This is a genomic window from Aeromonas sp. 97A (assembly GCF_051919185.1).
In the GTDB taxonomy this organism is placed as follows: domain Bacteria; phylum Pseudomonadota; class Gammaproteobacteria; order Enterobacterales; family Aeromonadaceae; genus Aeromonas; species Aeromonas veronii.
In genome coordinates, this window is the sequence record NZ_JBQBFF010000001.1 from 2290007 (window position 1) to 2315787 (window position 25781).

The following is a 25781-nucleotide window of genomic DNA, read 5'->3' on the forward strand; positions in this document are numbered from 1 at the left end:
CGCGACACGCAGACCACAAACCTACAGGTTAGTGGCGGGTCCCATCCTGGGGTCATTCACGTTCCGGGTGACAGCATGTATCGGGTGACGCCAGCGCCGTCGCAGGGGGAGATGCGGCCGGGTGGCAGGTCGGGCGGCGATGTACAGTGATCATCGTCACAGAAAAAGCGGTAAAACGATTGGCCGGAGTAACTTTTTCAACTTGTTCACACAACGAAACAGGGCCAGCGTGAAGCTGGCCCTGTTTCAATCCGTACTTGAGTACTCAGATGATTACTTGAGGCGCTTGCCGCTCGCATCCACCACCTGCTCGCCATCTTCCTTGGCGAAGGCCCCTTTTTGCTGATCGGGCAATATATCGAGCACCACTTCCGACGGACGGCACAACTTGGTGCCAAGCGGCGTGACGACAATGGGACGGTTGATGAGGATGGGGTGGGCCAGCATGGCATCGATAAGCTCATCATCGTTGAAACGATCTTCCGCCAGCCCGAGCGCCTCGTAGGGGGGCACGTTCTTGCGCAGCAGATCGCGCACCGGCATGGCCATAGCGGCGATCAGCGCCACCAGCTGGTCGCGGGAGGGGGGCGTCTCCAGATAGTGGATCACGGTGGGCTCGACGCCGCTGTTGCGGATCAGCTCCAGAGTGTTGCGGGAGGTACCACATTCCGGGTTGTGATAGATGGTGATTGCACTCATTTGCGTGTCTCTCATTAATCAAGTGAATAGAAAATGGATAGCATCTAGTTCGCGGCCAGCTGTTAGCGGCCATCAGTTAACGGCTCAGCCCCGCTTCGTACCAGGGTTTGCTGGCGTTAACCACCCGCACCACCAGCAGCATGACCGGCACCTCGATCAGTACCCCGACCACGGTGGCGAGCGCCGCGCCGGAGTGAAAGCCGAACAGGCTGATGGCGGCGGCCACCGCCAGCTCGAAGAAGTTGGAGGCTCCGATCAGGGCGGAAGGACAGGCGACCGAGTGCTTCTCCCCCACCTTGCGGTTGAGCCAGTAAGCCAGCCCGGAGTTGAACAGCACCTGGATCAGAATGGGCACCGCCAACAGGGCGATAACCAGCGGCTGCTCGATGATGGCGTTGCCCTGAAAGGCAAACAGCAGCACCAGAGTGAGCAGCAGGGCCGCCACCGACCAGGGCTGGATGCGGGTCATGACGCCGTCAAAATGGGCCTCTCCCTTTTTCAGCAAAGCCTTGCGCAGCAGCTGGGCGATGATGACCGGGATGACGATATAGAGCACCACAGAGGTGAGCAGGGTATCCCACGGCACTATGATGCTGGAGACCCCGAGCAGCAGCGCCACCAGCGGGGCGAAAGCAAACACCATGATGAGGTCGTTCACCGCCACCTGCGACAGGGTGAAGTAGGGATCACCGTTGGTGAGGCGACTCCAGACAAACACCATGGCGGTGCAGGGGGCCGCCGCCAGCAGGATCAGGCCCGCTACGTAACTGTCGAGCTGATCAGCCGGCAGCCAGTCGGCAAACAGCACGCGGATAAAGAGCCAACCGAGGAAGGCCATGGAGAAGGGCTTGACCAGCCAGTTGATAAAGAGGGTGACCCCAATGCCCTTCATGTGCCCCTTCACCTGATGCAGGGCGCCAAAATCGATCTTGAGCAGCATGGGGATGATCATCACCCAGATCAGCAGCCCCACCGGCAGGTTGACCTTGGCCACCTCCATGGCACCGATCGCCTTGAAGAGATCCGGCACCCCCTGCCCGAGCCCAATCCCCACCAGAATGCAGAGGGCGACCCAGGCGGTCAGATAACGTTCAAAAAAGCCGATAGCAGGCACGGCCTTGGCATCACATGTTGCAGACATCACAGCTCCCGATGCGACGCAATTTCGCATCTTCTATTGGTTCAAAACACGGGTTTATAACAAGTAACGGCATATTCAAGCCGCCCCGGCAGCAGGCCGGGGCGGCGACTCAATGGTGCTGGCAGAGACGGCGCAGGGCATCGGGCCCCACCGGCTCCTCGGCGAGCAGCGGCACCACGGCGTAGCGGCTGGCATGTTGCTGCTCGACCGCTTCGATATGGGGCAACTGGCGCTCGGCCCGCAGTTGCAGCAGCGGTGAGCTGACCGCGGCTTGCTGCAAGCTGTGGTTGATGAGCCAGCCCCAGGGCTCGATACCGGCCCGGCGCAGATCGGATTGCAGATTGGCCGCCTCCTGCACTGGCGTCGGCTCGGGCAGCGTCACAATCAGCACCTTGGTCTGCTTGGGGTCCTGCAACTGCATCATGGGGGTGGTGAAGTGCAGCCCCTTATTTCCCATCTGGCGAGCGATCTCCCTGTGGTAGGCGCCAGTGGCGTCGAGCAGCAGCAGGGTGTGGCCGGTAGGGGCAGTATCCATCACCACGAATCGCTTGCCCGCCTCGCGAATGATGCGCGAGAAGGCCTGAAACACGGCGATCTCCTCGGTACAGGGGGAGCGCAAGTCCTCCTCCAGCAGTGCCCGCCCCTGCTCATCCAGGGCCGCCCCCTTGGTGGCCAGCACCTGGGCGCGGTAACGCTCGGTCTCGGCGTGGGGGTCAATGCGGCTCACCTCCAGATGGGGCAAACTCCCTGCCAGCGTCTCGTTCAGGTGCGCGGCGGGATCCGAGGTGGTAAGGTGCACCGGCAAACCGCGGCTCGCCAGCTCCACCGCCACGGCGGCAGCCAGAGTGGTTTTGCCCACCCCGCCCTTGCCCATCAGCATGATGAGGCCGTGACCATCGGCGGCCAGCTCGTCCACCAACGAACTCAACTCGGGCTGGGCTGGCTTGACAGTGGACTGTACTGCCGGAGATTGGGCGGCGCTTCCCTCTGATTGCAGCAGCTGGCGCAAACTGTCGACCCCCACCAGATTGGTGGCCAGCAGCGGGATATGATCCTGCGCCAGCTCCTTGATCCCCTGCGGCATCTGGGCGAGAGCCTGTTGCTCGCGCTGCCAGAGCGCCATTGCCAGCGGATCTCCGGCAATGGCGCCTTCGGGGAAGAGGCCATTAATCACCAACTGCTGGTTTGCTAGGCCGATGGCCGCCAGCTCCTCATGGGTGCGAGCCACTTCCCGCAGAGTGGATTGCTGGGCCCGCGCCACCAGCACCAACCGGGTGAGAGCGGCATCTGCCAGGGCGGCGACCGCCTCGCCATACTGGCTGCGCTGCTTCTCCAGCCCCGCCAACGGGCCAAGGCAGGAGGCATCCCCCTTGCCTTGCTCCAGAAATTCGCTCCAGGCGCCCGGCAGTTGCAGCAGCCGGATGGTGTGGCCGGTTGGGGCCGTATCAAAGACGATGTGGTCATACTCGGCCAGCAGCGTTTGGTCGGTCAGCAACGCGGTGAATTCGTCAAAAGCCGCGATCTCGGTGGTGCAGGCGCCGGAGAGCTGCTCCTCGATGCTGCGTACCACGCTCTCGGGCAACTTGCCGCGCACCGGCCCGACGATCCGCTCCCGATAAGCTTTGGCCGCCGCGGGGGGATCTATCTCCAGCGCCGACAAACCGGGCACAGCGGCGATGGTGGTGACGCGATTGCCGATCTCGGTGGCAAACACCTGCCCCACGTTGGAGGCAGGATCTGTGCTCACCAGCAGCACCCGCTTGCCAATATCACAGAGAGCCACCGCACTGGCGCAAGCCAGCGAGGTCTTGCCCACCCCGCCCTTGCCGGTGAAAAAGAGAAACGGCGGTGGATTGGTCAGAAAATGGTACATAGCCTCTCCCGAATGGTGCGTCACGACTCAGCAGCAACCGCTGCCAGAGCAGCAGCCGCCTTTGACGATCCCCTTGATGGCCGCTTGCGGCGCAGGCAGCCCGGCATAACGGGCCAGCTCGCTGCGGCTCGGATAACGGCCGGTCAACACCACCTGTCCCTCCACCAGCACCAGCGGCAACCCCTCCTCCCCGGCGTGGGTCAGAAAAGCGCTGACGGCAGGAGTCTCGGCAAACTGCATCGGCTGCTGGGCCAGATTGAAACGCTCGATGGCCACCCCCTGCTCCTTGGCCCAGGCAAGGTCGGCAGCGAAGGTGACCAGTGCCTGATCAACCTCGGTACCGCAGACACCGCTGGAGCAGCAGAGGGCGGGATCAAAAATCTGAATGGAGGACATGGCATTACTCCTTGTTGCAGCAGGGCTGCGCAGGCAGAACATGGGGGGAGCAGGCTGACTCGGCACGCATCACGCCGCACGCCTCGGGATGACCGGCGCAGCACTCCTCGGTAAGGTAGGCGATCACATCCAGCATCAGGGGAATATTGGCGCGGTAGCGAAGAAAGCGCCCCTCCTGCTCCACCGACAGCAGACCGGTGTTGAGCATCGCCTTGAGGTGAAACGAGAGGGTATTGGGGGCAATATCGAGCTCGCTGGCCAGTTCACCGGCGACCCGCCCCTCCAGCCCGGCCTTCACCAGCAGCCGCCATACATCGAGCCGGATGCCGGATGCCAGCGATTCAAAGACCTTGGTGGCCATCTCTTTGTTCATCTTCACTCCCCTTGGTGTGACCTTTCATTTCAACTATACAAGAATTATTGAAATGATCAAGATGCGTACCGAAGCAAAGATACGAGATTCTGGCATCAAACCGGGCAGAAAGGGGAATCGACGAGTGAACAACCGGTGCGGACGGCCACACAGGGTTCATCGCAGATAAACAGACGCCCTCCAGAGGGAGGGCGTATCAGAGCGTTTGACCCGCCAGCACAGTCAGCGCTGTCAAGGCAATCAGACAAACGCGTGCCTTATTTGGCAGCAGGCACCGCGTTAAAGGTGAGCAGGGCCGCCTTGTTGGCATCGCTCAGAGTCAGCTGGTTGCCGTTGATGGAGTAGGTTGCCACCTTCTCCAGCTTTTGCAGGAACTCGGTCTCTTTGTTCATGGCGTCGCCGATGCACATCATGCGAGTGGAGCCCATGGCGCCCAGCGTCAAGACACCGTCACCCTGCTTGGTGATACCGCCAAAATAGCGGTTGCAGCCGCCCTTGCCCGCCACCTTGCCGTCGACCACTTGCAGGGTGAAGGTATCGCCGGTGGCGCCTTGCAGCTGCCAGCTGGATGCTTGCAGTTGAGCCATGCTGGAACCTGTTGCCATTGCGCAGCCTCCCAGTGCCAGCGCGGCCAGCAGAGTCAGTTTCTTGTTCATGGATTCACCTCTTAATGATTAGAGCCATCAATACGGCAGCCTGTTTAACATGGCTGACGCCCATGCCAAAGGATTTTATTGTGATCTCCCTTCACTTTACTACCAGCTGGCATGTGCCATGCTTAGGCTCAGTTCCGGACCCAGGGAGGGGAAACGAATGGTCAAATCGCTCATCATCACACTGCTTGCAACCTGCGCCAGCATGGCTGTTCAGGCCGCCGACTGGGCAGTGGTTCAGCCGCAATCCAACCCGTCTCTCTATGTCAAAAGTTACTCGGGTGTGTTGCTCAATGGCCATAGCCATCACAGCGACAGTTTTGATCTCTGGCTGGTCAATAGCGGCTATCAATATCCGGTGGTGGATGATGTGACCCTCTTTATGGAAGCGGGCCCGGCGGTAGCGGATCAGAATCGCACATCCGGTTTCAATATGAGTTCGGGGATACGCTACCAGCTCTCTCCGGCATTCAATATCGGCAGCCAGATCAAGCATCTTGATCTCAACAAGGCCAGCACTCTGCTGGAGCTCAACTCCAGCCTGCTGCTGACCCCCAGACTCTCCCTCACCGCCAACTACGGCGTCAGCGCCATCACTGCCGATCAGGCACTGAGTCTGGGCGTCGGCTTCAACTTCTGATGATCACAACAGCGGCGTGGCGCTCACCACCACGCCGTTGCGATCCGCATAGACATAATCCCCTTCGTGGATGGTCACCCCGGCAAAGCTGACCACAGCCCCCAGCTCTCCCAATCCCCGCTTCTCGGTCTTGACCGGACAGGCCGCCAGCGCCTTGACCCCGAGCGCCAATGTCGCCAGGGTGCCCACATCCCGCGCCGCGCCGTGGATCAGGATCCCCTCCCACCCCTGCTCCACCGCCTTGACCGCCAGTTGATCGCCAAGCAGCGCACGGCGCAGCGAGCCGCCACCGTCGATCACCATCACCTTGCCGTGACCGGGGCGGGTCACCAGATCCCGCACCAGACTGTTGTCTTCATAACAGGAGAGCGTTACGGCGCGACCATAAAAGAGGGCCTTGCCGCCAAAATCCTGAAACACCGGGTCGGCCACTTGCAGCAAGTCGCCATGTTGATCGCAGAGGTCGGGCAGGAGATCCAGCATGATTTGATTCCTTTCAGATACATGAAGGTGTTCATTCTTTCATCAGGCAAGGTTTCTGGCAATCCAGAAGGATTCAATATTGCCCAGATAAACTGCTGATTTATCCGTCAATACTGGCACCAGCCAGAGCTGGCCATCCTCCACCCAGTAGAGAGCATTCTGGCCAAAACGGGCAGCCAGCTGACGGGCTTGTGGCAGAGATAGCGCCACCGCCAGCGATGACTCCTGCCAGCGTTCGTCCGGGTCAGATCCCCAAAACGGCCCCACCACTGGCACCTGCAAATCCACGGTCAGATGGCGCCACAGCGCCCGTTCCCGCCGTATATTGCTTCGTTCTGTGACCCACTGGCTGGCCGGATTCCAGGCTGTGATGATGGCAAAAGCAGACCAATCTGGTGGCTCAAATGGCGCGATAAAGCAGATTTTCTTGTAGTTTTCCCACAAATTCATGTCAATCACATGTTACATTCCATTACATTTTGTAGGGGCGAAAACCCGGTTCAGGCCAAGTATGATGCTGCTGTACCAGGGTTTGACCTATATCAAATCAGAGTTAAAAAGTTGCTATCTGACGGCAAAGGGTGTTGTTATGCTCCTGTTAACTGATAAAATGCGGCCACTTTCGTAATGGACGACCTTTCCAGGCTCTGCTCGACCAGACTTGTCGGGAACCTATAAGTGGCACAGGGATACTTGCCGGTACTGATGCCTAATTCGCGATATTCCGACCTGACTCTCATACCCAGGATGACGTAATAAATTTTCAGGATCAGTCAGGAAATCGGTTTGAAACGCCAAAGAGTGTTAAATTTAAGATAATTAACTGATAAGAATCTGGGAATACTCATGCAAACACCACACATTCTGATCGTCGAAGACGAGCTGGTCACACGCAATACCCTGAAAAGCATTTTTGAAGCCGAAGGCTACATCGTGCTCGAAGCCAACAACGGCGACGAAATGCACCAGGCCCTCACTTCCCACACCATCAATCTGGTGATCATGGACATCAACCTGCCGGGCAAGAACGGCCTGCTGCTGGCCCGTGAGCTGCGTGAGAACGACAACATCGCTCTGATGTTCCTGACCGGTCGTGACAACGAAGTGGACAAGATCCTGGGTCTGGAGATCGGCGCCGATGATTACATCACCAAGCCGTTCAACCCGCGCGAGCTGACTATCCGTGCCCGCAACCTGCTGAGCCGCACCATGAACGTGGCTGCCGGTGGCGAAGAGAAGAAGCTGGTTGAGCGCTACCTCTTCAACGGCTGGGCGCTGGATATCAACAGCCGCGCACTGGTCAGCCCGACTGGCGACATGTTCAAGCTGCCGCGCTCCGAGTTCCGCGCCATGCTGCACTTCTGCGAAAACCCGGGCCAGATCCAGACCCGTGCCGAGCTGCTGAAGAAGATGACCGGCCGTGAGCTCAAACCCCACGACCGTACCGTCGATGTGACCATCCGTCGCATTCGCAAGCACTTCGAAAGCGTCAACGATACTCCGGAGATCATCGCCACCATCCACGGCGAAGGCTATCGTTTCTGTGGTGAGCTGGAGCAGGAATAAGCTCCCGCTACACTGTTGATCTGAAAAGGCGCCTCGGGCGCCTTTTCTGTCTCTGCGGTTTGCCTTAAAGCTGAGAAACCGTGGCGTGACGTCGAACGGTTCACAAGACAGATGAAAAACAAAAAGCCCACTCGCAGGAGTGGGCTTTTTGTTTTGAAGCTGGAGCGGGCAGCGGGAATCGAACCCGCATCATCAGCTTGGAAGGCTGAGGTAATAGCCATTATACGATGCCCGCCTGGCATCTGAAATTTGGAGCGGGTGATGGGAATCGAACCCACGTATGCAGCTTGGGAAGCTACCGTTCTACCATTGAACTACACCCGCGTCAGGGCTCCTACTATATGCATTTTGCCGCCGAGCGCAATGGCGCCTTTGCCACTTTTTTCAATAAATCAATCTGTTCGGACAAGGATTGAACAGACGGTTGCTTTTTCAATCAAACATTTTCAACACAGATAATTTACAAGGTTGCCAAGGCCAAACGGCAAGGATAGTCTTGCGCCACTCGACGCGAGGATGGTGGTAATGGATAAAAAAACGCAAAAACGTCTCTATGGCTGGTTGCGCAAGCAATCGAGTCACGGTCGCCGCTGGATCACGATATCCATCGCTTTTGGCCTTGGCCAGGGCATTCTGATGGTGGCGCAAGCCTGGCTGCTGGCGACCCTGTTGCACGGCTTTATCATCGAAGGCTCAACGCCTGAGCAATCCATCACGTTCTTTATTACCCTGCTGCTGGTGACGCTTGGCAAAGCGGCGCTGGCCTATGGCCGCGAAGTGGCCAGTTTCAAGGCGGGCAGCGCGGTGCGCCAGACCATCCGCCAGCTGGTGCTCACTCGCCTTAGCCGTCTCGGCCCTGCCTATATCCAGCGCCGTCCGGCCGGTAGCTGGGCCAGTCTGCTGCTGGAACAGATTGAAAACATGCAGGATTTCTTCTCCCGCTATCTGCCGCAGATGGCCATCGCCGTCTTTATTCCGGTGGTCATTCTGGTGGCCGTGTTCCCGGTCAACTGGGCGGCAGGTCTGATCCTGCTGGGCACTGCCCCCCTCATCCCTATCTTTATGATCTTGGTAGGTGTGGGCGCCGCCGATGCCAACCGCCGCAACTTCCAGGCGCTGGCCCGTCTCTCCGGCCACTTCCTCGATCGCCTGAAGGGGCTGCGTACCCTGCAACTCTTTATGCGTACCCAGGCAGAAGGTGACGCCATTCGCGACGCCTCAGAAGATTTTCGCGAGCGCACCATGGAAGTGCTGCGCCTGGCATTTTTGAGCACCGCCGTGCTGGAGTTCTTCGCCGCCATTTCAGTGGCGCTGGTCGCCGTCTACTTCGGCTTCTCTTATATCGACCATCTGAACTTTGGTAGCTATGGGGTCAAGGTCACCCTCTTTACCGGCCTGTTCGTGCTGTTTCTCGCCCCAGAGTTCTACGCCCCGCTGCGGGAACTGGGTGCCCACTACCACGCCAAAGCGCAGGCTATCGGCGCTGCCGAGCAGCTGCTTGAATTCCTCGAAGCCGAGGTGAGCGAACCGGCTGCTGGCACGGCGCCGTTCCATGCCGACAGCCCGGTCAAGGTCGAAGCCAAAGGGCTTGAAGTGCTGAGCGCCGAAGGCAAGGTGCTGGTCGGCCCTATCGATTTCACCCTGGAAGCCGGTTCGCGCACCGCCCTCATCGGCGTCAGCGGCGCCGGCAAGAGCTCGCTGGTCAACGCCCTGCTCGGCTTTGCCCCCTATCGCGGTGAGCTCAAGGTAAACGGGCAGGAGCTTGCCACCCTCGACATGAGCCAGTGGCGCCTGCAACTGGGCTGGCTCTCGCAAAACCCGCAGCTGTTCCACGCCTCCTTGCGTGACAACCTGCTGCTGGCCAAGCCAACGGCCAGCGATGCAGAACTGGAAGATGCCCTGAAACGGGCGCAGGCGTGGGAATTTTCCATGGAGAAGGGGCTCGACTATCCGGTCGGCGATCAGGCAGGCGGCCTCTCGGTCGGTCAGGCTCAGCGCCTCGCCCTGGCGCGAACCCTGCTCAAATCAACCCAGCTGATGGTGCTAGACGAACCGACCGCCAGTCTGGATCGCCACTCCGAACGCGCCATCATGACCACCATTGAGCAAGTGATGGCTGGCCAGACCCTGCTGATGATCACCCACCGCCTCGACCAACTCACCAAGATGGACAAGATAATGGTGCTGGCCCGCGGCCAGCTGGTGGAGCAAGGCAGCTTCCAGCAACTTAGTTCTGGGCAGGGGCTTTTTGCCCGCCTGCTCTCCCAACGTTCCGGAGGTTCTCTCGATGAGTGATCTGTTGCCGTTTCTGCGTCTCTATCGCCAACACTGGCTCAGCCTCACCATTGGTTTGCTGCTGGCGCTGGTGACCCTGGCCGCCGGCATGGGGCTGCTCTCCCTCTCCGGCTGGTTCCTCTCCGCCGCCGCCGTGGCAGGGATGACCATTGCGACTACCCATGCCTTTAACTACATGACCCCTGCAGGCGGGGTGCGCTTCTTCTCCATCGTCCGCACTGCCGGTCGTTGGGGTGAGCGGGTCGTGAGTCACGACGCCACCTTCCGGGTACTGACCCGGTTGCGGGTCTGGTTCTGGCAGAAACTCTCGCCGCTCTCCACCGGTACCCTGGCCGGTTTCCGTCAGGCGGATCTGCTCAACCGACTGGTGGCAGACATCGATGCGATGGACCACGTCTATCTGCGGCTGATCACCCCCATAGGCGCGGCCCTGCTCAGCACTGCCGGACTGGTCTTCTTCCTGTCGTTTTTCGACAGTCGCCTCGCCCTTACCCTGGGAGCCATTCTGCTGTTTGGCATGATTGCCCTGCCGCTGGTGTTCTATTTCCTCGGCCGTCGCCCCGGTCAGGCGCTGATTGCCGAAAAATCGACCCTGCGCACCCGGATGGTGGACTATCTGGATGGTCAGGCCGAGCTGCAGATGTTTGCCGCCGCCCCCAAGGCGCTGGTTGAGCTGCAACAGGCCGAACAGGCGCTGCTCGTCGCGCAGGCCCGGATGGCCAAGGTGAGCGGGCTGGCCAACTTCTCGGTGCAACTGCTAAGCGGCTGGACCCTGACCCTGATGCTCTGGCTGGCCGGTCATGGGGTGGCGGGTGCTGCGCCCGACCCCATTACCGCACTGATGGTCTTTGCCACCCTGGCAAGCTTCGAGGCACTGATGCCGCTGGCGGGGGCTTTCCAGCACCTCTCCACCAGCCTCACCTCGGCACGCCGCCTGAACGAGATCCTGCAAGAGGCCAAAGCCCCCGTGTGGGGCGACGAGCAGACCCACGCTACCGCTGGCGCGCTTCAGATCAATGACCTCTATTTTGGCTACCCCGGCAACCCCCAACCTGTGCTGCGTGGCTGCACCCTGCAGCTGCACGCCGGTGAGAAGCTGGCGCTGCTGGGTCAGACCGGCTGCGGCAAATCGACCCTGATGGGGCTGCTGACCCGGGAGTGGAGCCCGCAGGCTGGCAAGATCCTGCTGGGTGGCAAGCCGCTCACCGACTACAGCGAAGGGGCGCTGCGCGCCTCCATCTCAGTGGTGAGCCAGCGGGTGCATCTGTTTGCCGATACCCTGAGGGGCAACCTCAAACTGGCCGCCCCGACCGCCACTGACGAGCAGCTGATTGCGGTACTGACTCAGGTCGGACTGGCCAATCTGCTGGAAGATGAGGCGGGCCTCGACGCCTGGCTCGGTGACGGCGGCCGCCCCCTCTCCGGTGGCGAGCGTCGCCGTATCGGCATTGCCCGCGCCCTGCTGCACGATGCGACGCTCTGGCTGCTGGACGAACCGACCGAAGGGCTCGATAGCCAGACCGAGCGGGAGATCATGGATCTGCTGTTCCGGCTCGGGGCTGATCGCACCTTGCTGCTTATCTCCCACCGCCTGCTGGGGATGGAGCAGATGGACCGGATTGCCCTGATGGAAGAGGGACAGATCCGCCTCTGCGCCCCGCACAACGAGCTGCTGGGGGATGATTACTACCGCAGCCTCTATCAGCGACTGGCTCCTGTTTGATATCAGGCTGATATCAGCCTGATGGGGGTCACACCCCGACAACCGGGCGCAAAACGGGGCTGGTCGCCGCAGGCGGCTGGCCCCTATAATGTCCCCCTCATTATTCAACAAGATGCCGACATGGAGCGCCTGCGCATTTCTACTGTCCTCATCACCGACACAAGATACGAGACGATGAAACGCCTGATCCTGATGATGCCCCTGATTGCCTCCGGCTGTGCCAACTACGCCTTCAACAGCAATCTGGATAAAGAGAACTTCGACGAATACTTCAAACCTGGTAGCGTGCGCATCTATGAACAGGATGAGCTGGCTGACCTCAACTACCTCTACCTCGGCACCATCGAGGGTGAATCCTGCCAGGCCGATGCCAACCAGCCGGTGCCCAATGCCGGTGAAGCGCGCACCCTGGCCCGCCGCCGTGCCGCCGACATGGGTGGCAACGGCGTCACCATCGACAAGTGCGCCGAGTTCAGCGACACCCCGGGCTGCCTGAAACAGGTGATCTGCTACGGGCAGGCGCTGAAAGTGGCCGAAGAGAAGTAACCCGCTGTCATGGCCCTCGCTATCGTTCGCCTTGGCAGCCCGCGCCTGCCCGATGAGGGGCTGCGGATCGGCACGGTGCGCCGCCCGCCCCGCGGCGTACCCAAGAGCGAATTTGCCAGCCAGCATTGGTACGATGTCTGGTTTCCCAACTTGGCCCCCAGCAGCGAGACCATGAAGCTGGGGCAGGCAGCCGAGACGCCCGCCCAGTGGGCGGCGTTTGGCAAGCAGTACAAGACCGAGATGGCGCAACCTGCCGCCAGGCACGATCTGGCGCTGCTGGCCGCCCTCTCCCACACCACCAATCTGTCGGTGGGTTGCTACTGCGAGCAGGAGTCCCGCTGCCATCGCGCCATCTTGAAAGAGCTGCTGGTAGCCGCGGGGGCCGCCATCCGCTAACTCGGCGAGCGACAGCGATGGGATGGGAAATCGCGTCAGCCTGTATTCGGCAACCATCAGACATTGGATAGACAGAGAGGGCATCCCGCGGGATGCCCTCTCTCGTTATGTTCGCGCTATTGCAGCAATTTTCGGCAGCAGCGGCTCGATGCCCCCTCTCCTATTGCAGACTGGGCTCCAGCAACTGCTGCCGCAGCGAAATCTCCTCGGCCTGAGTCATGGCATGTTCCGCTACCCCGGCGGCAGGCTCGATGGCCAGCCAGTGGGCAAGGTCGGCGGCGGTCTCTTCCAGCGGTCGGAAATTCAACCCGTGGACGATGGCCGCCTCGGCGCTTATAGAGCCGTAACCGGCAAACTCCGCCTGCGCGCAGGGCAGCAAGGTGGGATAGCTCTGCCAGGGCTCGATACCGGCCGCAATCAGGGTGGACCAGGGCTGCCACTCGGGCTGGATGGGGCTAGCGGGCTGCAACCGGGCGCTCAGCCGCTCCAGCCAGTCACTCAGGGTAATACCGGGTTTGAGCAGGTTGAATATGCCCCCCAACTGCTGCTCGGCCGCACGCAGCACAAACTCGGCACAGTCGCGCACATCGAGATACTGCAAGCGATCCTCGCCACTGCCCGGCAGCAACCAGGGCCCGCCCTGCTGCACCCGCTTAATCCACCAGGCCATGCGACCGGTGGGATCATGGGGGCCGCACAGCACGCCCGGGCGCAGGATGCAAAGCCGCTCGCCCCAGCGGGCGCGATACGCCTGCTCGCACAACACCTTGAGGGGGCCATAGTCAGTGGGCATTTCCCCTTCGGGGATAGGGTGCAGCGGCGCAGACTCATCCATCCCGGGCAGTGAGAAATCGCGATAGACACTGATGGTGGAGATAAAGATGAGCCGTGCGCAGCACCCTAGCAAGGCTGCCGAGAGGCTTGCCGCCTGCTCGGGGCGATAGCAGCAGGTATCGATGACGAGATCCCACTGCAACCCGGCCCCTTGCAGGGCTCTCAGGCTCTTGTCCCTGTCGCCGGTGAGCTGCACCAGATCGCGCCAGTCCGGATGCTGGTGCAGGCCACGGTTGAACAGCGTCACTTCATGGCCCCAATTCAGCGCCAGCGCGGTGAGGTGGCGCCCCAAAAAGCCGGTGCCACCGATAATCAGCAGTTTCATCCCTCTCCCTCCCCCTTCGGCGCGAGTGCGCACATTTCATCCTGACACGCCAGTTGCCTCCACCCTACGCAACTTGGCGCGCGGGCACAGCCCCCGACTGGCCGGGATGGGACAGGGATCACGGCAGCGCCGCAGAAAAGGGCGTACTGAGGCCAAGCCTGCGTTTTGGGGCCGCCTGTGCTAAATTGCCGGGGTTTTCAGTCAGGATCCGCCATGAAGTTCGAAATCGACACCCTCGGGATCATCCGCTCTCCCTACAAGGAGAAGTTCGCCATCCCCCGCCAGCCCGGTCTGGTCAAATCGGCCCGCGCCCGCCTCGAGCTGCTCCCCCCTTACGATCAGCCGGATGTGCTGCGCGGCATCGAGCAGTTCTCCCATCTGTGGCTCAGCTTCGTCTTTCACCAGACCATGGCGCAGGGCTGGCACCCGACGGTGCGGCCGCCGCGCCTTGGCGGCAACGAGCGGGTCGGGGTTTTTGCCACTCGCTCCACCTTCCGCCCCAATCCACTAGGCCTCTCGGTGGTCGAGCTGCACGGGGTTGGTCGTGAGCGGGGCAAGCTGTGGCTGGAGCTGGGGGCGGTGGATCTGCTCGATGGCACCCCCATCGTCGATATCAAGCCTTATATTCCCTATGCCGACAGCCTGCCGGATGCCCGTGGCGGCTTTGCCCCCGACGCCCCCACCCCGCCGCTGGCGGTGAGCTTCAGTGCCGCGGCCGAGCAACAACTACAACCCTGGCTCAAGGCTCACCCCGAGCTGCGCCAGCTGGTGAGCGAAGTGCTGGCGCAAGATCCGCGCCCCGCCTACAAGAAGGGCAAGCCGGATGAGAAGGAGTACGGGGTGCGGCTGTTTGACTGCAACGTCCGTTTTCGCATCAGCGAGCCGGATTGCGTGGTGCTGGCCATCGAGCCCGCCTGAACCTGGGCGGGCCGACATCACTGATGCTATTTCACGCCTTCTTCACGTCACAAGGGGCTTAATGAGCCTGTAAATTGTGTGGCATTGATCAGACTATCCACCCGGTTGCCAGTGATACCATGCAGACAGCAGAGGGCATCTCCTCTCTGACTGATGCCAGCAGCAGGCTATCGATGTATGGCAAGCATGGTAGCCCGGCTGTTGCCGCCAAAGGATCTGGCCTCGCTCCGACACGTTTGAGTGCGGGGATGCCACACGGATGTGACAACACTTCGAAGGAACAAACCTATGCTGATGAACAGTGAACAACGTTATGGCACCCTGAATATCGGGCTGCACTGGCTGACCCTGTGGGCCATGATCGCCGTCTACGCCCTGATCGAATTTCGCGATATTTTCCCCAAAGGGGACCCTGGCCGGGATCTGATGAAGGAGTGGCACTTTATGCTGGGGCTGCTTATCTTTGCCCTGGTGTTTGTCAGACTGGCCCTGCGCTGGATGAGCCCGACGCCGCGTATCGTGCCCGAGCTCTCCCCGATCATGCACAAGCTGGCAAAACTGGCCCACCTCGCCCTCTACGGTTTTCTGATTCTCACCCCGCTGTTTGGCTGGCTGCTGCTGAGCGCCGCGGGCAAGCCCATCCCCTTCTTCGGGCTTGAGCTGCCTGCCCTGCTCTCCCCAAGTCCAGACCTCAAGGGGCAGATCAAGGAGGTACACGAGACGCTGGGCAATATCGGTTACGCCCTGATCGGCCTGCACACGGTGGCGGCCCTCTATCACCACCATATTCTCAAAGACAACACCCTCACCAATATGCTGCCGCCACGCCGCAGCTAACGGGTAACGGGGAAATGCAGAGGGGGCCATCGTGGCCCCCTCTCTGTTTTCCTGAACAACCGTCATCTGCACTACTGGCAAACGGCATCACGCCTGCTTGGCCAGCTCCTCAGTCGGCTTGCCTTTCGGCTCGTGCGGCAGCTTTTTCACATTGTTCTTGCTCTCCGGCTGCTTGCTCCCGGACGAACTGTTTTCAGACAAGGCTTGCAACACGGGATCGGCCTTGCCGGCCACTGTGGGCTGGGACTGGCCAACAAAGTTGCCGCCCTTGCAGATGGAGAGACTGCCCCCCTTGAAGATCCCCTGCATCTTGCCGCTCTCCAGGATCTCCACCTCGGCGGAGGTACAGGTGCCTTCCAGCAGACCATTGATGATCACGTGGGGCGCACTCACCTCCCCCTCAACGCTACCGCCCTGCATGATGCGCAGCACACCACCGGTGAGCTGGATGGTGCCATTGATCTGACCGCGCACCTCCAGATCCCCCTCCACCTGCAACTCGCCCTTGAAGCGGGCACCGGCTGCAATCACAGTAGCCCCGGCCGACGCAGTAGCCGCACCACCTTTGTTTCTTCCAAACATCCGTACTCTCTCCACCAACCACACAAGCAGAACCAGCGGCATCGGCGCCACTGGCCACAGAAAACAGGGCGACCCCAGCACGTAGAGCAGCAAGGCTGCCCCCCAGCAGAGCCAGACAATATAGAGGAGGTCGCTGCGCTCACGCTGTTGCAGTCGCGCCAGCAGCCTTCCGGCCATCTCTCTCATCGCATCAAACCTTTCGCAACATGACTGCCGACCAGCAGGCCATCGACAACCCGGACCATGGTTAAACGACCAGTTGGCGCGAACTCTGAAGTCCCGCTGATTCAGTCCCGATACAGCCGGGATGCATTAGGATTCGAATTGACTCGAAGCGACATACACTTTCTAATTGACAGCCTGGATCCCTATGACCGCTCACATCATGAAAATTCTGTTGGTCGAAGACGACAAGCTGCTCAATCACCACCTCTCCTCTCTGCTGACCGAAGCCGACAATCAGGTCTACAGCACCGACCAGGCCGGGATTGCACTGCACTACGCCGCCGACTATCCCATTGATGTGGCCATCATCGACCTCGGTCTGCCCGATATGGACGGCCTGCAACTGATCCGGCAACTGCGTGAACGGCAGATCCCCTTCCCCATCATTGTGCTGACCGCCCGTGGCAACTGGCAGGACAAGGTCGAAGGACTGGAAGCAGGTGCTGATGACTATCTGGTCAAACCGTTCCAGAAAGATGAGCTGCTGGCCCGACTCAATGCGCTGGTGCGCCGCAGCGCTGGTTTTATCTCGCCCAAGGTGAAGGCCGGTGATTACGAGCTGGATCTCTCCCGCAAGGAGCTGACCATCGCCGGTGAAGTGGCAGTGCTCACCAGCTTTGAATACCTCATTCTGGAGTACCTGATGCGTAATGCCCGTCAGGTGGTCTCCAAGCAGCAACTGCTCGACCAGCTCTACGGCGACGGCGAAGGGGACCCCAACACCATCGAGGTGATGGTGAGCCGCCTGCGCAAGAAGCTGGATCCGGAGGGGACGATTCAACCCATCTCCACCATCCGGCGTCAGGGTTATATCTTCAACCTCTCCTGTAACTGATGCAGTTTCATCTGCCGCGCCCCATCAAGATGATCCGCAGCTCACTGCACATCAAACTGCTGCTCAGCTCGCTGCTGGTCATCGCGCTGAGCATGGGGTTTGCCGTCTACGCCCTCTATCTTGGCCACGTCGAAGAGCAGACCCAGAAGGCCAGCGCCCGGATGCAGGAGAACCTGGCCAAGCTGTTTTCCTCCACCGAACCGGATGACAAGGGATCGAACGTCGAGCTGGGGCGGATATCCCGTGGTGCGGGGGATCGCAACCTCGATACCCTGATCTGCCGCGCCGATGGCGATCTGGTCTGGTCGAGCCTCCATATGCCGGAGGTGATCAAGGCCAAACAGACCATCTGCGGCGATCTGATGAAGTATCTGGGGGGGATGGATCTCGACTACTTCTTCAAGAAGCACACCATCAAGAACGGCGAGAGCTACTTCGTCTACAGCCTGCGGTTTATCCGCAATCCCGGTAGCGGCACCACCGCCTACTACGTGGTGATGATCGACTCGGCCAAACGCTATCACGAAGAGTCACGCACCTACCTCTACCAGACCGCCAAACAGGCGCTGCTCGCCTATATGCTGCTGGCCGGGCTGCTGCTGCTCACCACCTTCTGGAGCCTCAGCTCCCTGCGCACCATCGCCCGTCAGATCGACGATATCCGGGCCGGCAAGCGCGATGACCTCTCGAGCGATTTTGAGCGGGAGCTGGCCCCGCTGACCGACTCCATCAACCAGTTGCTGGAGAACGAACGCCAGCAGACCCAGCGCTACCAGCACGCCCTCAACGATCTCGCCCACAGCCTGAAAACCCGGCTGGCGCTGATCCAGATCACTACCCGCGAAGTGAAGCTGGGGCGGGAGATCCACGACAACATCAACGAGCAGATCCTCACCATGGATCAGATGATCCAGTATCAGCTCAGACGGGCCGTTACCGGCCGCCAGCGCCTTGCCAGCAAGGGCACCGAGCCGGTGCCGCTGATCGAGAAACTGCTGGCCAGCCTGACCAAGGTCTATCGCCACAAAAAGCTGCAAACCCACTTCAAGTTCGATGATGACGCCCTCTTTCACGGCGAACAGGGCGACCTGATGGAGCTGATGGGCAACCTGCTCGACAACGCCTGCAAGTTTGCCATCAGCGAAGTGAAGGTGACGGTGCGCCGCCATCTCGAGCGGCTGCGTATCGAAGTGGAAGATGATGGCCCGGGAATCGATCCGGCCAAATCGGAACAGATCTTCCAGCGCGGCGTGCGGGCTGACAGCTCGCCGGGTCAGGGCATCGGACTGGCGGTGGTGACCGAAATCGTCCACAGCTACGGCGGCCAGATCCGGGTCGATGAATCCCCCCTCGGCGGCGCCCGCTTTACCCTGGACCTTCCCTGACAGCGGATAGGCCCGACCACGGGCCCTCTGCCACCCGCAGCACTGCCCTACCCAGGGTTAAAAACTCCTGCCTGACACCACCCAATTCAGCAATATGCTATCGAGATGCTTGAGATGTGAGGCATCTCGGTTAAGCTATGGCCGACTCGTTTGTTAACCATTTGATGGACCTGTAATCGCACTATGGAAAACATGTTTGAAAGATTGATGTACGCATCCCGCTGGATCATGGCCCCCATTTATCTTGGGCTCAGCCTCATACTGCTGGCACTGGGAGTGAAATTCTTTCAGGAGATCCTCCATATCCTGCCCAACATACTGGAGATGAAAGAGGTGGATCTGGTGCTGGTCACACTGTCGCTGATCGATATCACCCTGGTGGGGGGACTTATCGTGATGGTGATGTTTTCCGGCTATGAGAACTTCGTCTCGCGCCTCGATGTCGGGGATGAGAGCGACAAACTGGTGTGGCTCGGCAAGCTCGATGCCGGCTCCCTGAAAAACAAGGTCGCCGCCTCCATTGTCGCCATCTCCTCCATTCACCTGCTCAAGGTGTTTATGAATGCCGAAAACCTCCCCAACGACAAGATCAAGTGGTACCTGCTGATCCACATCACCTTTGTCCTCTCGGCCTTCGCCATGGGCTACCTCGACAAGCTGACCCGCAAATAGTAGCCAGCCTGCGATAGACGATATGCCCGATAACACGACATGGATCGGGCATATCGTGCGACCACTCTTCACAGTCGAGGCCACTATGATCCGTCCATTATTAACAACCGATCTGGATGCCGCCGTCGAGCTCTGGTATCAGGCATCGGTGCAGGCCCACGACTTTATTCCCGCCGCCTTTTGGCATAAGCAACGGGCAGCGATGCGGGACATCTATCTGCCCGCCAGCCAGAGCTGGGTCTATGAGGAGGATGGACAGCTACTGGGCTTTATCTCCTGGTATCAGGGGTCTGTTGCCGCGCTGTTTATTTCCCCTGATCACCAATCACACGGGTTGGGTCGCCAACTGCTCAAACACCTCAAAGCCCAATATGATCGACTCGAGTTGACGGTCTACGCCGAAAATGAGCAGGCGCGGCGCTTCTATTGCCGCAACGGTTTCAAAGAGGGTGAGCAGCAGCTGTGCGAGCATAGCGGTCGCCCCGAGCTGGTGATGCATTGGCAACGAGGATAAGCGGGTCGCCCATAGCGATGGCGAGCACGCTTTGCCTGTTTTGTGGCCGCCTTGAATGCCATGGCGGCATTCTCTACAATGACCCACTTTTTATTCATTTCGGGTTATATCGATGAGCGATACCAGCACCAAACCGGCTCTGCCGGATCACCTCTCCTGCAATCCCCGCAGCCCTCACTATGTGGCCGCCTGCTTCGAGCACCCGATCGGTATTCGCCTGAACGGCAAAGAGCGCACCGATGTCGAGGAGTACTGCATCAGCGAAGGTTGGGTGAAGATCCCCTCCCCCAAAGCGCTGGATCGCCGTGGTCAGCCCATCCTGATCAAACTCAAGGGCACCGTTGAAGCCTTCTACAGCTAATCAGCGCGCTACTGCTTGATAAACAACAAGGCCACCCTCGCGGTGGCCTTGTTGTTTCCGGTATTGGTGCTGGCGTCAGCGTTATCTAAGCGGCACCCACCAGCCCATATTTCTCGCAGAGCGGCTCTTATACCCCCAGCCGATCGCGCAGGGTGTACCAGGCGGCGCCCGCGGCGGTAAAGGGTATACGGAACAGGCGGCCACCCGGGAAGGGGTAGTGCGGCAGTTTAGCGAATGCATCGAAGCGCTCCGCCTGACCGCTCAGCACCTCGGAGAGCAGTTTGCCCGCCAGATGGGTACAGGTGACGCCGTGGCCGCTGTAGCCCTGCATGTAGTAGATGTTGGGGCCGATGCGACCAAACTGCGGCAGCCGCGACAGGGTGAGCAGGAAGTTGCCGGTCCAGGTGTACTCCACCTTGACGTCAGCCAGTTGCGGGAAGGTTTTGAGCATCTTGGGGATGATCAGCCGCTCGATATCCGCCGGATCCCGCGCGCCATAAACCACACCGCCGCCATAGAGCAGCCGGTGATCGCCGGAGGTGCGGTAGTAGTCGAGCAGGTAATTGCAATCCTCCAGACAGTAGTTTTGCGGCAGCAGTGAACGGGCCCGCTCCTCTCCCAGCACTTCGGTGGCGATCACCTGGGTGCCGCAAGGCATGCTCTTGCTGGCCAGTTCCGGCACCAGATTACCGAGGTAAGCGTTGCCCGCCACCACCACAAAGCGCGCCTTCACCGCCCCCTTGGCGGTCTTGACCAAGGCTGGCTGCCCCGGGGTGATGCTGGTGACGGCGGATTGTTCGAAGATCAGCCCCCCCTGGATGCGGATGGCTTCCGCCTCCCCCAACGCCAGATTGAGGGGGTGGATATGGCCGCCGCTCTTGTCGAGCAGGGCGCCGACGTAGCGATCGCTCGCGACCACCTCGCGCACCCCCTTGGCATCGAGCAGCTCCAGCTGGTCGTTGCCCCACTTCTCCCAGCGCGCCTTCTGCGCCTTGAGCTCGTGCAGCTGCTTCTCGGTCTCGGCGGCAAAGACCCCCCCCTCCTGCAGATCGCACTGAATGTTGTAGCGCTTGATCCGCTCGCGGATGATCTGGCCCCCCTCAAACAACATGGAACCGAGCAGCCTGGCCTGATCCGGCGGGCAGTTCGCTTCTATGGTGTCGATGTCGCGGCTGTAGGAGTTGACGATCTGGCCGCCGTTGCGGCCGCTGGCGCCAAAGCCGACTCGTGCGGCCTCCAGCACCACCACCTTGTAGCCCTTCTCTACCAGATGCAGGGCGCTGGAGAGGCCGGTATAGCCCGCACCGATGACGCAGACATCGCACTCCAGCTGCTCGGTCAATGTCGGATAGGGCGCGTGTTTATTGGCGCTGGCTGCGTAGTAACTGTTTACATGTTCGGTCATGATCCCTGTTTCCTTACCGGTTCGGTTGCCAAACTACTGTCAGGATTAAAAGCTCGCCGGGGTGTGTGCGCTGACGATGCGACAGGTCTCCCCCGACGGATTGCTGAAGCTGTGGGGCTCGCCGGTGTCGATCACATAGCTGTCGCCCGCCTCCAGCTGATAACTCTGGCCCGCCACCGTCAGGATCACCGACCCCTCCAGCACAGTGCCGACCTCCTCCCCCTGATGGGTCACCTGACCGCCGGTGTCGGTGCCGGGGGGATAGGTTTCCAGCATAAAGCCGAGCTGGCGACGGTTGTTGCCGTTGTGCACCAACTTGAGGGAGACCCCCTGACTGCCTAGCTCGATCAGCTGATCCGCCTTGATCACCACCTCCGGAGTGCGGCTCTCCTCCTCGGCGAAAAACCGCGACAGCGGCAGGCCGTAGATGGTGAGCAGCTTTTGCAGGGAGGCGACCGAGGGGCTCACCTTGTCCTGCTCGATCATGCAGATGGCGCCATGAGTCAGGCCACTCAACTCGGCCGCCCGCCGCTGGGAGAGCCCCAGCTGATGGCGTACCGCCGCCAGCCGTTCCCCCATGGTGCGCGCCCCGGCGTCAGTCCCACTCACCGGTCGAGCCACGCCCTCCCGGCTCTGTGGCCCGCTCACCACAAGCCTCCTCTTGCTGCGCTATCTCTGCATCCTTGCATCATCAGCCTCTCCTGCTTGCGCGTGATCGCATCGGATCAGGCGCAGCCTGTTTACCCTGCTGGTTAAAATAGCCGACCAGCTTTCCCTTGCCGTTCACTATGTTACACAGCAAAACCGTTCATTATTTTGCACACCTGATTTACCATCTCCCGGTCGTTTGCCCACTTACAGCCTGCAAGCGAACCGCAGAAAGCGCGCTACACAGCCCATTTTCTAGCATGGCGCCCCCCAGCAATTCAAATATATTTAACACTTGAAAAACATTTCAGCTCAAATTATGGTCTTCCTGTGCTTATTATTTTATACGGCAGCGGCACAGGAAGGGTCGGCTCACTCCGGCAACCAGCTGCTCTGACCCACACTCGAGGCTTCTCATGTCAGGAACAACATCCCACTCCAGCTTGATCACATCCCGCGCCTATATAGATGGACAGTGGTGCGAGGCCGCCAGCGGCCGCACCTTCGAGGTCACCAACCCCGCCAGCGGGGCCGTCATTACCCAGGTACCCGACATGGATGCCGAGGATACCCGCCGCGCCATCGCGGCCGCCCACGCGGCGCAACCCGCTTGGGCTGCGCTGACCGCCAAGGAGCGCAGCAACAAGCTCTACGCCTGGTTTGCCGCCATCACCGCCCACAGCGACGAGCTGGCCCGCATCATGACCTGCGAGCAGGGCAAGCCACTGGCGGAAGCAAAGGGCGAGGTGGCCTATGGCGCCAGCTTTATCCAGTGGTTCGCCGAGGAGGGCAAGCGCGCCTATGGCCGCACCATCCCGGGCTTTAGCGGCGATCGCCGGTTGGCCACCATCAAGCAGCCAGTGGGCGTGGTCGCCGCCATCACTCCGTGGAACTTCCCCATTGCCATGATCACCCGCAAGGCGGGCCCGGCGCTGGCCGCCGGTTGCACCATCGTCATCAAGCCCGCCGCCGAGACCCCGCTCTGCGCGCTGGCACTGGCGCTGCTTGCCGAGCAGGCAGGCATCCCCGCCGGTGTCATCAATATCGTCACCAGCCATCAGGCGAGCGCGGTGGGCAACGAGCTGTGCAGCAATCCGGTGGTGCGCAAGCTCTCCTTCACCGGCTCCACCCGTATCGGCAAGCTGCTGATGCGCCAGTGTGCCGACACCATGAAGAAGCTGTCGCTGGAGCTGGGTGGCAACGCCCCCTTTATCGTCTTTGACGACGCCGACCTCGATGCCGCGGTGGCCGGGGCGCTCGCCTCCAAATACCGCAACGCCGGGCAGACCTGCGTCTGCGCCAACCGGATTCTGGTACAGGCCAGCGTCTATGACGCCTTCGCCGAGAAGCTGACTGCCGCCGTTGCCACCTTCAAGGTGGGAGATGGCATGGCGGAGGGCACCCAGATCGGCCCGCTCATCAACCCGGCCGCCGCCAGCAAGGTGGCCGAGCTGGTGCAGCAATCGGTCGCCGCCGGTGCCGAAGTGCTGCTGGGGGGCGAAGCTCACCCCGCTGGCCCCCTCTTCTACCGCCCCACCATTTTGGGCAAGGTGGATAAAACCAACCCCATCCTGCAGGAGGAGATCTTCGGCCCGGTGGCGCCGCTGGTACGCTTCGAGAGCGAAGCCGAGGCCATCGCCATTGCCAACGACACCCCTTATGGCCTGGCCGCCTACTTCTATGGCCGCGATATCGCCCGGGTGTGGCGCGTCGCCGAGCAGCTGGAGTACGGCATGGTCGGCATCAACGAGGGGATCATCTCGACCGAATTGGCCCCCTTTGGCGGCATCAAGGAGTCGGGTCTGGGTCGGGAGGGGGCAGCCGAGGGGCTGGAGGAGTATCTGGAGACCAAATACCTCTGCTTTGGCTCTATCCGCTAGGGCAGCAACAGAGAGACAAGGCGCCGCCGATCTGGCCCGATGGGCTGATCGGCGGTGATGGGCGCCAAAACGCCTGCCACATTTTCAGGGAATATCGGGGGCCATGGCCCCTCAGGGAGGAAAGATGAGTCAGTCAGAATCAAACAAGGCGTGGCAAGCGCGCCGCGAAGCGGCCGTGGTCAACGGCGTCGGCACCCTGCTGCCGGTCTTTATCGACCGGGCGCAAAACGCCGAGCTGTGGGATGTGGAGGGCAACCGCTACATCGACTTTGCCTCCGGCATCGCCGTGCTCAACACCGGCCACAACCACCCCAAAGTGGTGGCGGCAGTGCGCGATCAACTGGAAAAATTCAGCCACACCTGCTTTCAGGTCACCCCCTACCCGGGCTATATCGAGCTTGCCGAGAAGCTCAACGCCCTGGTGCCCGGCCCGACCCCGAAACGCACCCTGTTTCTCTCCACCGGCGCCGAGGCGGTCGAGAACGCCATCAAGATTGCCCGCGCCCACACCGGCCGCAGCGGCACCATCGCCTTCAAGGGGGGCTTTCACGGCCGCACCATGATGGGAATGGCGCTCACCGGCAAGGTGGTGCCCTACAAGACCGGCTTTGGCCCCTTCCCGGGGGAGGTCTACCACATCCCCTTCCCCGCCGATTATCTCGGGGTAAGTGAAGAGGATGCCCTGCACGCCCTCGAGCTCTGCTTCAGCGCCGACATAGAACCCTCCCGCGTTGCCGCCATCATTATCGAGCCGGTACAGGGCGAAGGGGGCTTCTATCCCGCCTCCGCGAGCTTTATGCAGAAGCTGCGCAGCGTCTGCGACCAGCACGGCATTCTGCTGATTTGTGACGAGATCCAGAGCGGTTTCTGCCGCACCGGCAAGACCTTCGCAACCGAGTATGCCGGCATCGAGCCGGACATCATGACCCTGGCCAAGAGTCTGGCGGGGGGCTTCCCCCTATCAGCCGTGGTGGGCAAGGCGGAGATCATGAACTCGGCCAAGCCGGGGGGCCTGGGTGGTACCTATGCCGGTTCCCCCATCGCCTGCGCCGCCGCGCTGGCGGTCTTGCAGGTGATCGACGAGGAGAAACTCAACCAGAAAGCGCTGGATCAGGGGGAGCAGATCAAGGCGGGGCTGGAACGCATAGCCGAGCGTTTTGACTGCATAGGTCAAATTCGCGGCCCCGGTGCCATGGTGGCCATGGAGCTGGTGAAACGGCGTGATGCCAGTCAGCCCGATCCCGACCTTACCAAGCGACTGGTGGCCGAGGCAGGCAAACGAGGTCTGGTCCTACTCTCATGCGGGGTACGCGCAAATGTCATCCGTTTTCTCGCCCCCCTGACAGCCCCTGCGGCAGTGATTGACGAGGGGCTGCAACTCCTTGAAAAATCACTGGAGGCCGTGCTGGCCTGACCAGCAGGAAAGTGACCACTTACCTGTGCAAATAAATGCAATTTTGCCCCCTTTTTTTCTTGTCAAGGGGGCCCTGCAAATGCACAATGCGCCGCCACTGAAAGAACCGATGTAAAACAATGGCATCGGTTCTTTTTTAGACAGTGAACACACCCATAAACG

27 protein-coding genes and 2 tRNA genes are annotated in these 25781 nt (G+C 60.7%); 15 read left to right on the forward strand and 14 right to left on the reverse strand.

What is annotated here, in order from left to right:
* Positions 1-273: 273 nt before the first annotated feature.
* The 6 genes from arsC to ACTG27_RS10160 form a co-directional block, all read right to left on the reverse strand.
* Positions 274-699 (reverse strand): glutaredoxin-dependent arsenate reductase, encoded by a 426-nt coding sequence (gene arsC, locus ACTG27_RS10135; protein WP_181269001.1) that lies wholly within the window; start codon positions 697-699, stop codon positions 274-276.
* Between the two features lie 76 nt (positions 700-775).
* Entirely contained in the window at positions 776-1840 is a 1065-nt protein-coding gene (arsB, locus tag ACTG27_RS10140) for an ACR3 family arsenite efflux transporter (protein WP_439974265.1), read from the reverse strand.
* 109 nt (positions 1841-1949) lie between these two features.
* Positions 1950-3713, reverse strand: coding sequence for an arsenical pump-driving ATPase (gene arsA / locus ACTG27_RS10145; RefSeq protein ID WP_439979617.1), 1764 nt, complete (start codon positions 3711-3713; stop codon positions 1950-1952).
* Between the two features lie 27 nt (positions 3714-3740).
* Positions 3741-4109: an arsenite efflux transporter metallochaperone ArsD gene (gene arsD / locus ACTG27_RS10150; protein ID WP_005347398.1), complete on the reverse strand. Its 369-nt coding sequence runs from the start codon at positions 4107-4109 to the stop codon at positions 3741-3743.
* 4 nt (positions 4110-4113) lie between these two features.
* Entirely contained in the window at positions 4114-4482 is a 369-nt protein-coding gene (locus tag ACTG27_RS10155; protein ID WP_005338181.1) for an ArsR/SmtB family transcription factor, read from the reverse strand.
* Positions 4483-4739: 257 nt separating this feature from the next.
* Positions 4740-5138, reverse strand: a complete 399-nt coding sequence (locus ACTG27_RS10160) for an META domain-containing protein (RefSeq protein WP_005359119.1) — start codon at positions 5136-5138, stop codon at positions 4740-4742.
* Positions 5139-5295: 157 nt separating this feature from the next.
* On the opposite strand from ACTG27_RS10160, the gene ACTG27_RS10165 reads away from it, so the two are divergent.
* Positions 5296-5775 (forward strand): hypothetical protein, encoded by a 480-nt coding sequence (locus tag ACTG27_RS10165; RefSeq protein ID WP_005338186.1) that lies wholly within the window; start codon positions 5296-5298, stop codon positions 5773-5775.
* A 3-nt stretch (positions 5776-5778) separates the two neighbouring features.
* Here ACTG27_RS10165 and ACTG27_RS10170 read toward each other — a convergent pair whose 3' ends face one another.
* Both ACTG27_RS10170 and ACTG27_RS10175 read right to left on the reverse strand, forming a co-directional pair.
* Positions 5779-6258, reverse strand: a complete 480-nt coding sequence (locus tag ACTG27_RS10170; RefSeq protein WP_118854119.1) for a putative 4-hydroxy-4-methyl-2-oxoglutarate aldolase — start codon at positions 6256-6258, stop codon at positions 5779-5781.
* Between the two features lie 42 nt (positions 6259-6300).
* On the reverse strand, positions 6301-6708 hold the full coding sequence (locus ACTG27_RS10175; RefSeq protein WP_439979618.1) for a DUF3293 domain-containing protein: 408 nt from the start codon (positions 6706-6708) through the stop codon (positions 6301-6303).
* A gap of 396 nt (positions 6709-7104) precedes the next feature.
* Between ACTG27_RS10175 and arcA the strand changes: the two genes are divergently transcribed.
* Positions 7105-7824 (forward strand): two-component system response regulator ArcA, encoded by a 720-nt coding sequence (arcA, locus tag ACTG27_RS10180; protein WP_005338193.1) that lies wholly within the window; start codon positions 7105-7107, stop codon positions 7822-7824.
* Between the two features lie 160 nt (positions 7825-7984).
* On the opposite strand, the gene ACTG27_RS10185 is transcribed toward arcA, so the two are convergent.
* Positions 7985-8059: transfer RNA gene (locus ACTG27_RS10185), tRNA-Gly, on the reverse strand.
* 15 nt (positions 8060-8074) lie between these two features.
* Positions 8075-8148: transfer RNA gene (locus tag ACTG27_RS10190), tRNA-Gly, on the reverse strand.
* A 201-nt stretch (positions 8149-8349) separates the two neighbouring features.
* On the opposite strand from ACTG27_RS10190, the gene cydD reads away from it, so the two are divergent.
* From cydD to ACTG27_RS10210, 4 genes are all read left to right on the forward strand, one after another.
* Positions 8350-10119: a heme ABC transporter permease/ATP-binding protein CydD gene (cydD, locus tag ACTG27_RS10195; protein WP_439979619.1), complete on the forward strand. Its 1770-nt coding sequence runs from the start codon at positions 8350-8352 to the stop codon at positions 10117-10119.
* A complete protein-coding gene (cydC, locus tag ACTG27_RS10200) occupies positions 10112-11842 on the forward strand; it encodes a heme ABC transporter ATP-binding protein/permease CydC (RefSeq protein ID WP_439979620.1) in 1731 nt (576 codons plus the stop codon). Before cydD ends, cydC begins: the two co-directional genes overlap by 8 nt.
* A gap of 174 nt (positions 11843-12016) precedes the next feature.
* A complete protein-coding gene (gene rcsF / locus ACTG27_RS10205) occupies positions 12017-12388 on the forward strand; it encodes an Rcs stress response system protein RcsF (RefSeq protein WP_013723982.1) in 372 nt (123 codons plus the stop codon).
* Between the two features lie 9 nt (positions 12389-12397).
* Complete coding sequence (locus ACTG27_RS10210; RefSeq protein ID WP_421296037.1) at positions 12398-12784, forward strand: DUF488 domain-containing protein; 387 nt, start codon at positions 12398-12400, stop codon at positions 12782-12784.
* Between the two features lie 160 nt (positions 12785-12944).
* Here ACTG27_RS10210 and ACTG27_RS10215 read toward each other — a convergent pair whose 3' ends face one another.
* A complete protein-coding gene (locus ACTG27_RS10215; protein ID WP_439979621.1) occupies positions 12945-13943 on the reverse strand; it encodes an NAD-dependent epimerase/dehydratase family protein in 999 nt (332 codons plus the stop codon).
* Between the two features lie 213 nt (positions 13944-14156).
* Here ACTG27_RS10215 and tsaA point away from each other — a divergent pair, with 213 nt between their 5' ends.
* Both tsaA and ACTG27_RS10225 read left to right on the forward strand, forming a co-directional pair.
* The gene (tsaA, locus tag ACTG27_RS10220) at positions 14157-14861 is read left to right on the forward strand and encodes a tRNA (N6-threonylcarbamoyladenosine(37)-N6)-methyltransferase TrmO (RefSeq protein ID WP_103251331.1); all 705 of its coding nucleotides are present in this window, start codon (positions 14157-14159) and stop codon (positions 14859-14861) included.
* A 288-nt stretch (positions 14862-15149) separates the two neighbouring features.
* The gene (locus tag ACTG27_RS10225; RefSeq protein ID WP_194495845.1) at positions 15150-15698 is read left to right on the forward strand and encodes a cytochrome b; all 549 of its coding nucleotides are present in this window, start codon (positions 15150-15152) and stop codon (positions 15696-15698) included.
* 87 nt (positions 15699-15785) lie between these two features.
* Here ACTG27_RS10225 and ACTG27_RS10230 read toward each other — a convergent pair whose 3' ends face one another.
* Positions 15786-16466 carry a bactofilin family protein gene (locus ACTG27_RS10230; RefSeq protein ID WP_103251329.1) on the reverse strand — a complete coding sequence of 227 codons (681 nt, stop codon included), beginning with the start codon at positions 16464-16466 and terminating at the stop codon, positions 15786-15788.
* 199 nt (positions 16467-16665) lie between these two features.
* Here ACTG27_RS10230 and ACTG27_RS10235 point away from each other — a divergent pair, with 199 nt between their 5' ends.
* The 5 genes from ACTG27_RS10235 to ACTG27_RS10255 all read left to right on the forward strand — a co-directional run bounded on the left by ACTG27_RS10235 (position 16666) and on the right by ACTG27_RS10255 (position 20272).
* Positions 16666-17340, forward strand: a complete 675-nt coding sequence (locus ACTG27_RS10235; protein ID WP_040066247.1) for a response regulator transcription factor — start codon at positions 16666-16668, stop codon at positions 17338-17340.
* The gene (locus tag ACTG27_RS10240) at positions 17340-18725 is read left to right on the forward strand and encodes an ATP-binding protein (protein WP_236361488.1); all 1386 of its coding nucleotides are present in this window, start codon (positions 17340-17342) and stop codon (positions 18723-18725) included. The genes ACTG27_RS10235 and ACTG27_RS10240 overlap by 1 nt, the downstream gene beginning before the upstream one ends.
* Before the next feature lie 192 nt (positions 18726-18917).
* On the forward strand, positions 18918-19397 hold the full coding sequence (locus ACTG27_RS10245; protein ID WP_227096060.1) for a TIGR00645 family protein: 480 nt from the start codon (positions 18918-18920) through the stop codon (positions 19395-19397).
* Positions 19398-19482: 85 nt separating this feature from the next.
* The gene (locus ACTG27_RS10250) at positions 19483-19911 is read left to right on the forward strand and encodes an N-acetyltransferase (RefSeq protein WP_429098332.1); all 429 of its coding nucleotides are present in this window, start codon (positions 19483-19485) and stop codon (positions 19909-19911) included.
* Positions 19912-20023: 112 nt separating this feature from the next.
* Positions 20024-20272, forward strand: a complete 249-nt coding sequence (locus ACTG27_RS10255) for a DUF3297 family protein (protein ID WP_005338226.1) — start codon at positions 20024-20026, stop codon at positions 20270-20272.
* A gap of 127 nt (positions 20273-20399) precedes the next feature.
* Here the strand turns inward: ACTG27_RS10255 and ACTG27_RS10260 are convergent, their stop codons facing one another.
* Both ACTG27_RS10260 and puuR read right to left on the reverse strand, forming a co-directional pair.
* A complete protein-coding gene (locus ACTG27_RS10260) occupies positions 20400-21677 on the reverse strand; it encodes an NAD(P)/FAD-dependent oxidoreductase (protein ID WP_429098330.1) in 1278 nt (425 codons plus the stop codon).
* 45 nt (positions 21678-21722) lie between these two features.
* Positions 21723-22325: an HTH-type transcriptional regulator PuuR gene (puuR, locus tag ACTG27_RS10265; RefSeq protein WP_005350120.1), complete on the reverse strand. Its 603-nt coding sequence runs from the start codon at positions 22323-22325 to the stop codon at positions 21723-21725.
* Positions 22326-22741: 416 nt separating this feature from the next.
* Here puuR and ACTG27_RS10270 point away from each other — a divergent pair, with 416 nt between their 5' ends.
* Positions 22742-24205, forward strand: coding sequence for an NAD-dependent succinate-semialdehyde dehydrogenase (locus ACTG27_RS10270; RefSeq protein ID WP_421329311.1), 1464 nt, complete (start codon positions 22742-22744; stop codon positions 24203-24205).
* A 124-nt stretch (positions 24206-24329) separates the two neighbouring features.
* Positions 24330-25619, forward strand: a complete 1290-nt coding sequence (gene gabT, locus ACTG27_RS10275) for a 4-aminobutyrate--2-oxoglutarate transaminase (protein WP_421339092.1) — start codon at positions 24330-24332, stop codon at positions 25617-25619.
* Positions 25620-25781: the final 162 nt, after the last annotated feature.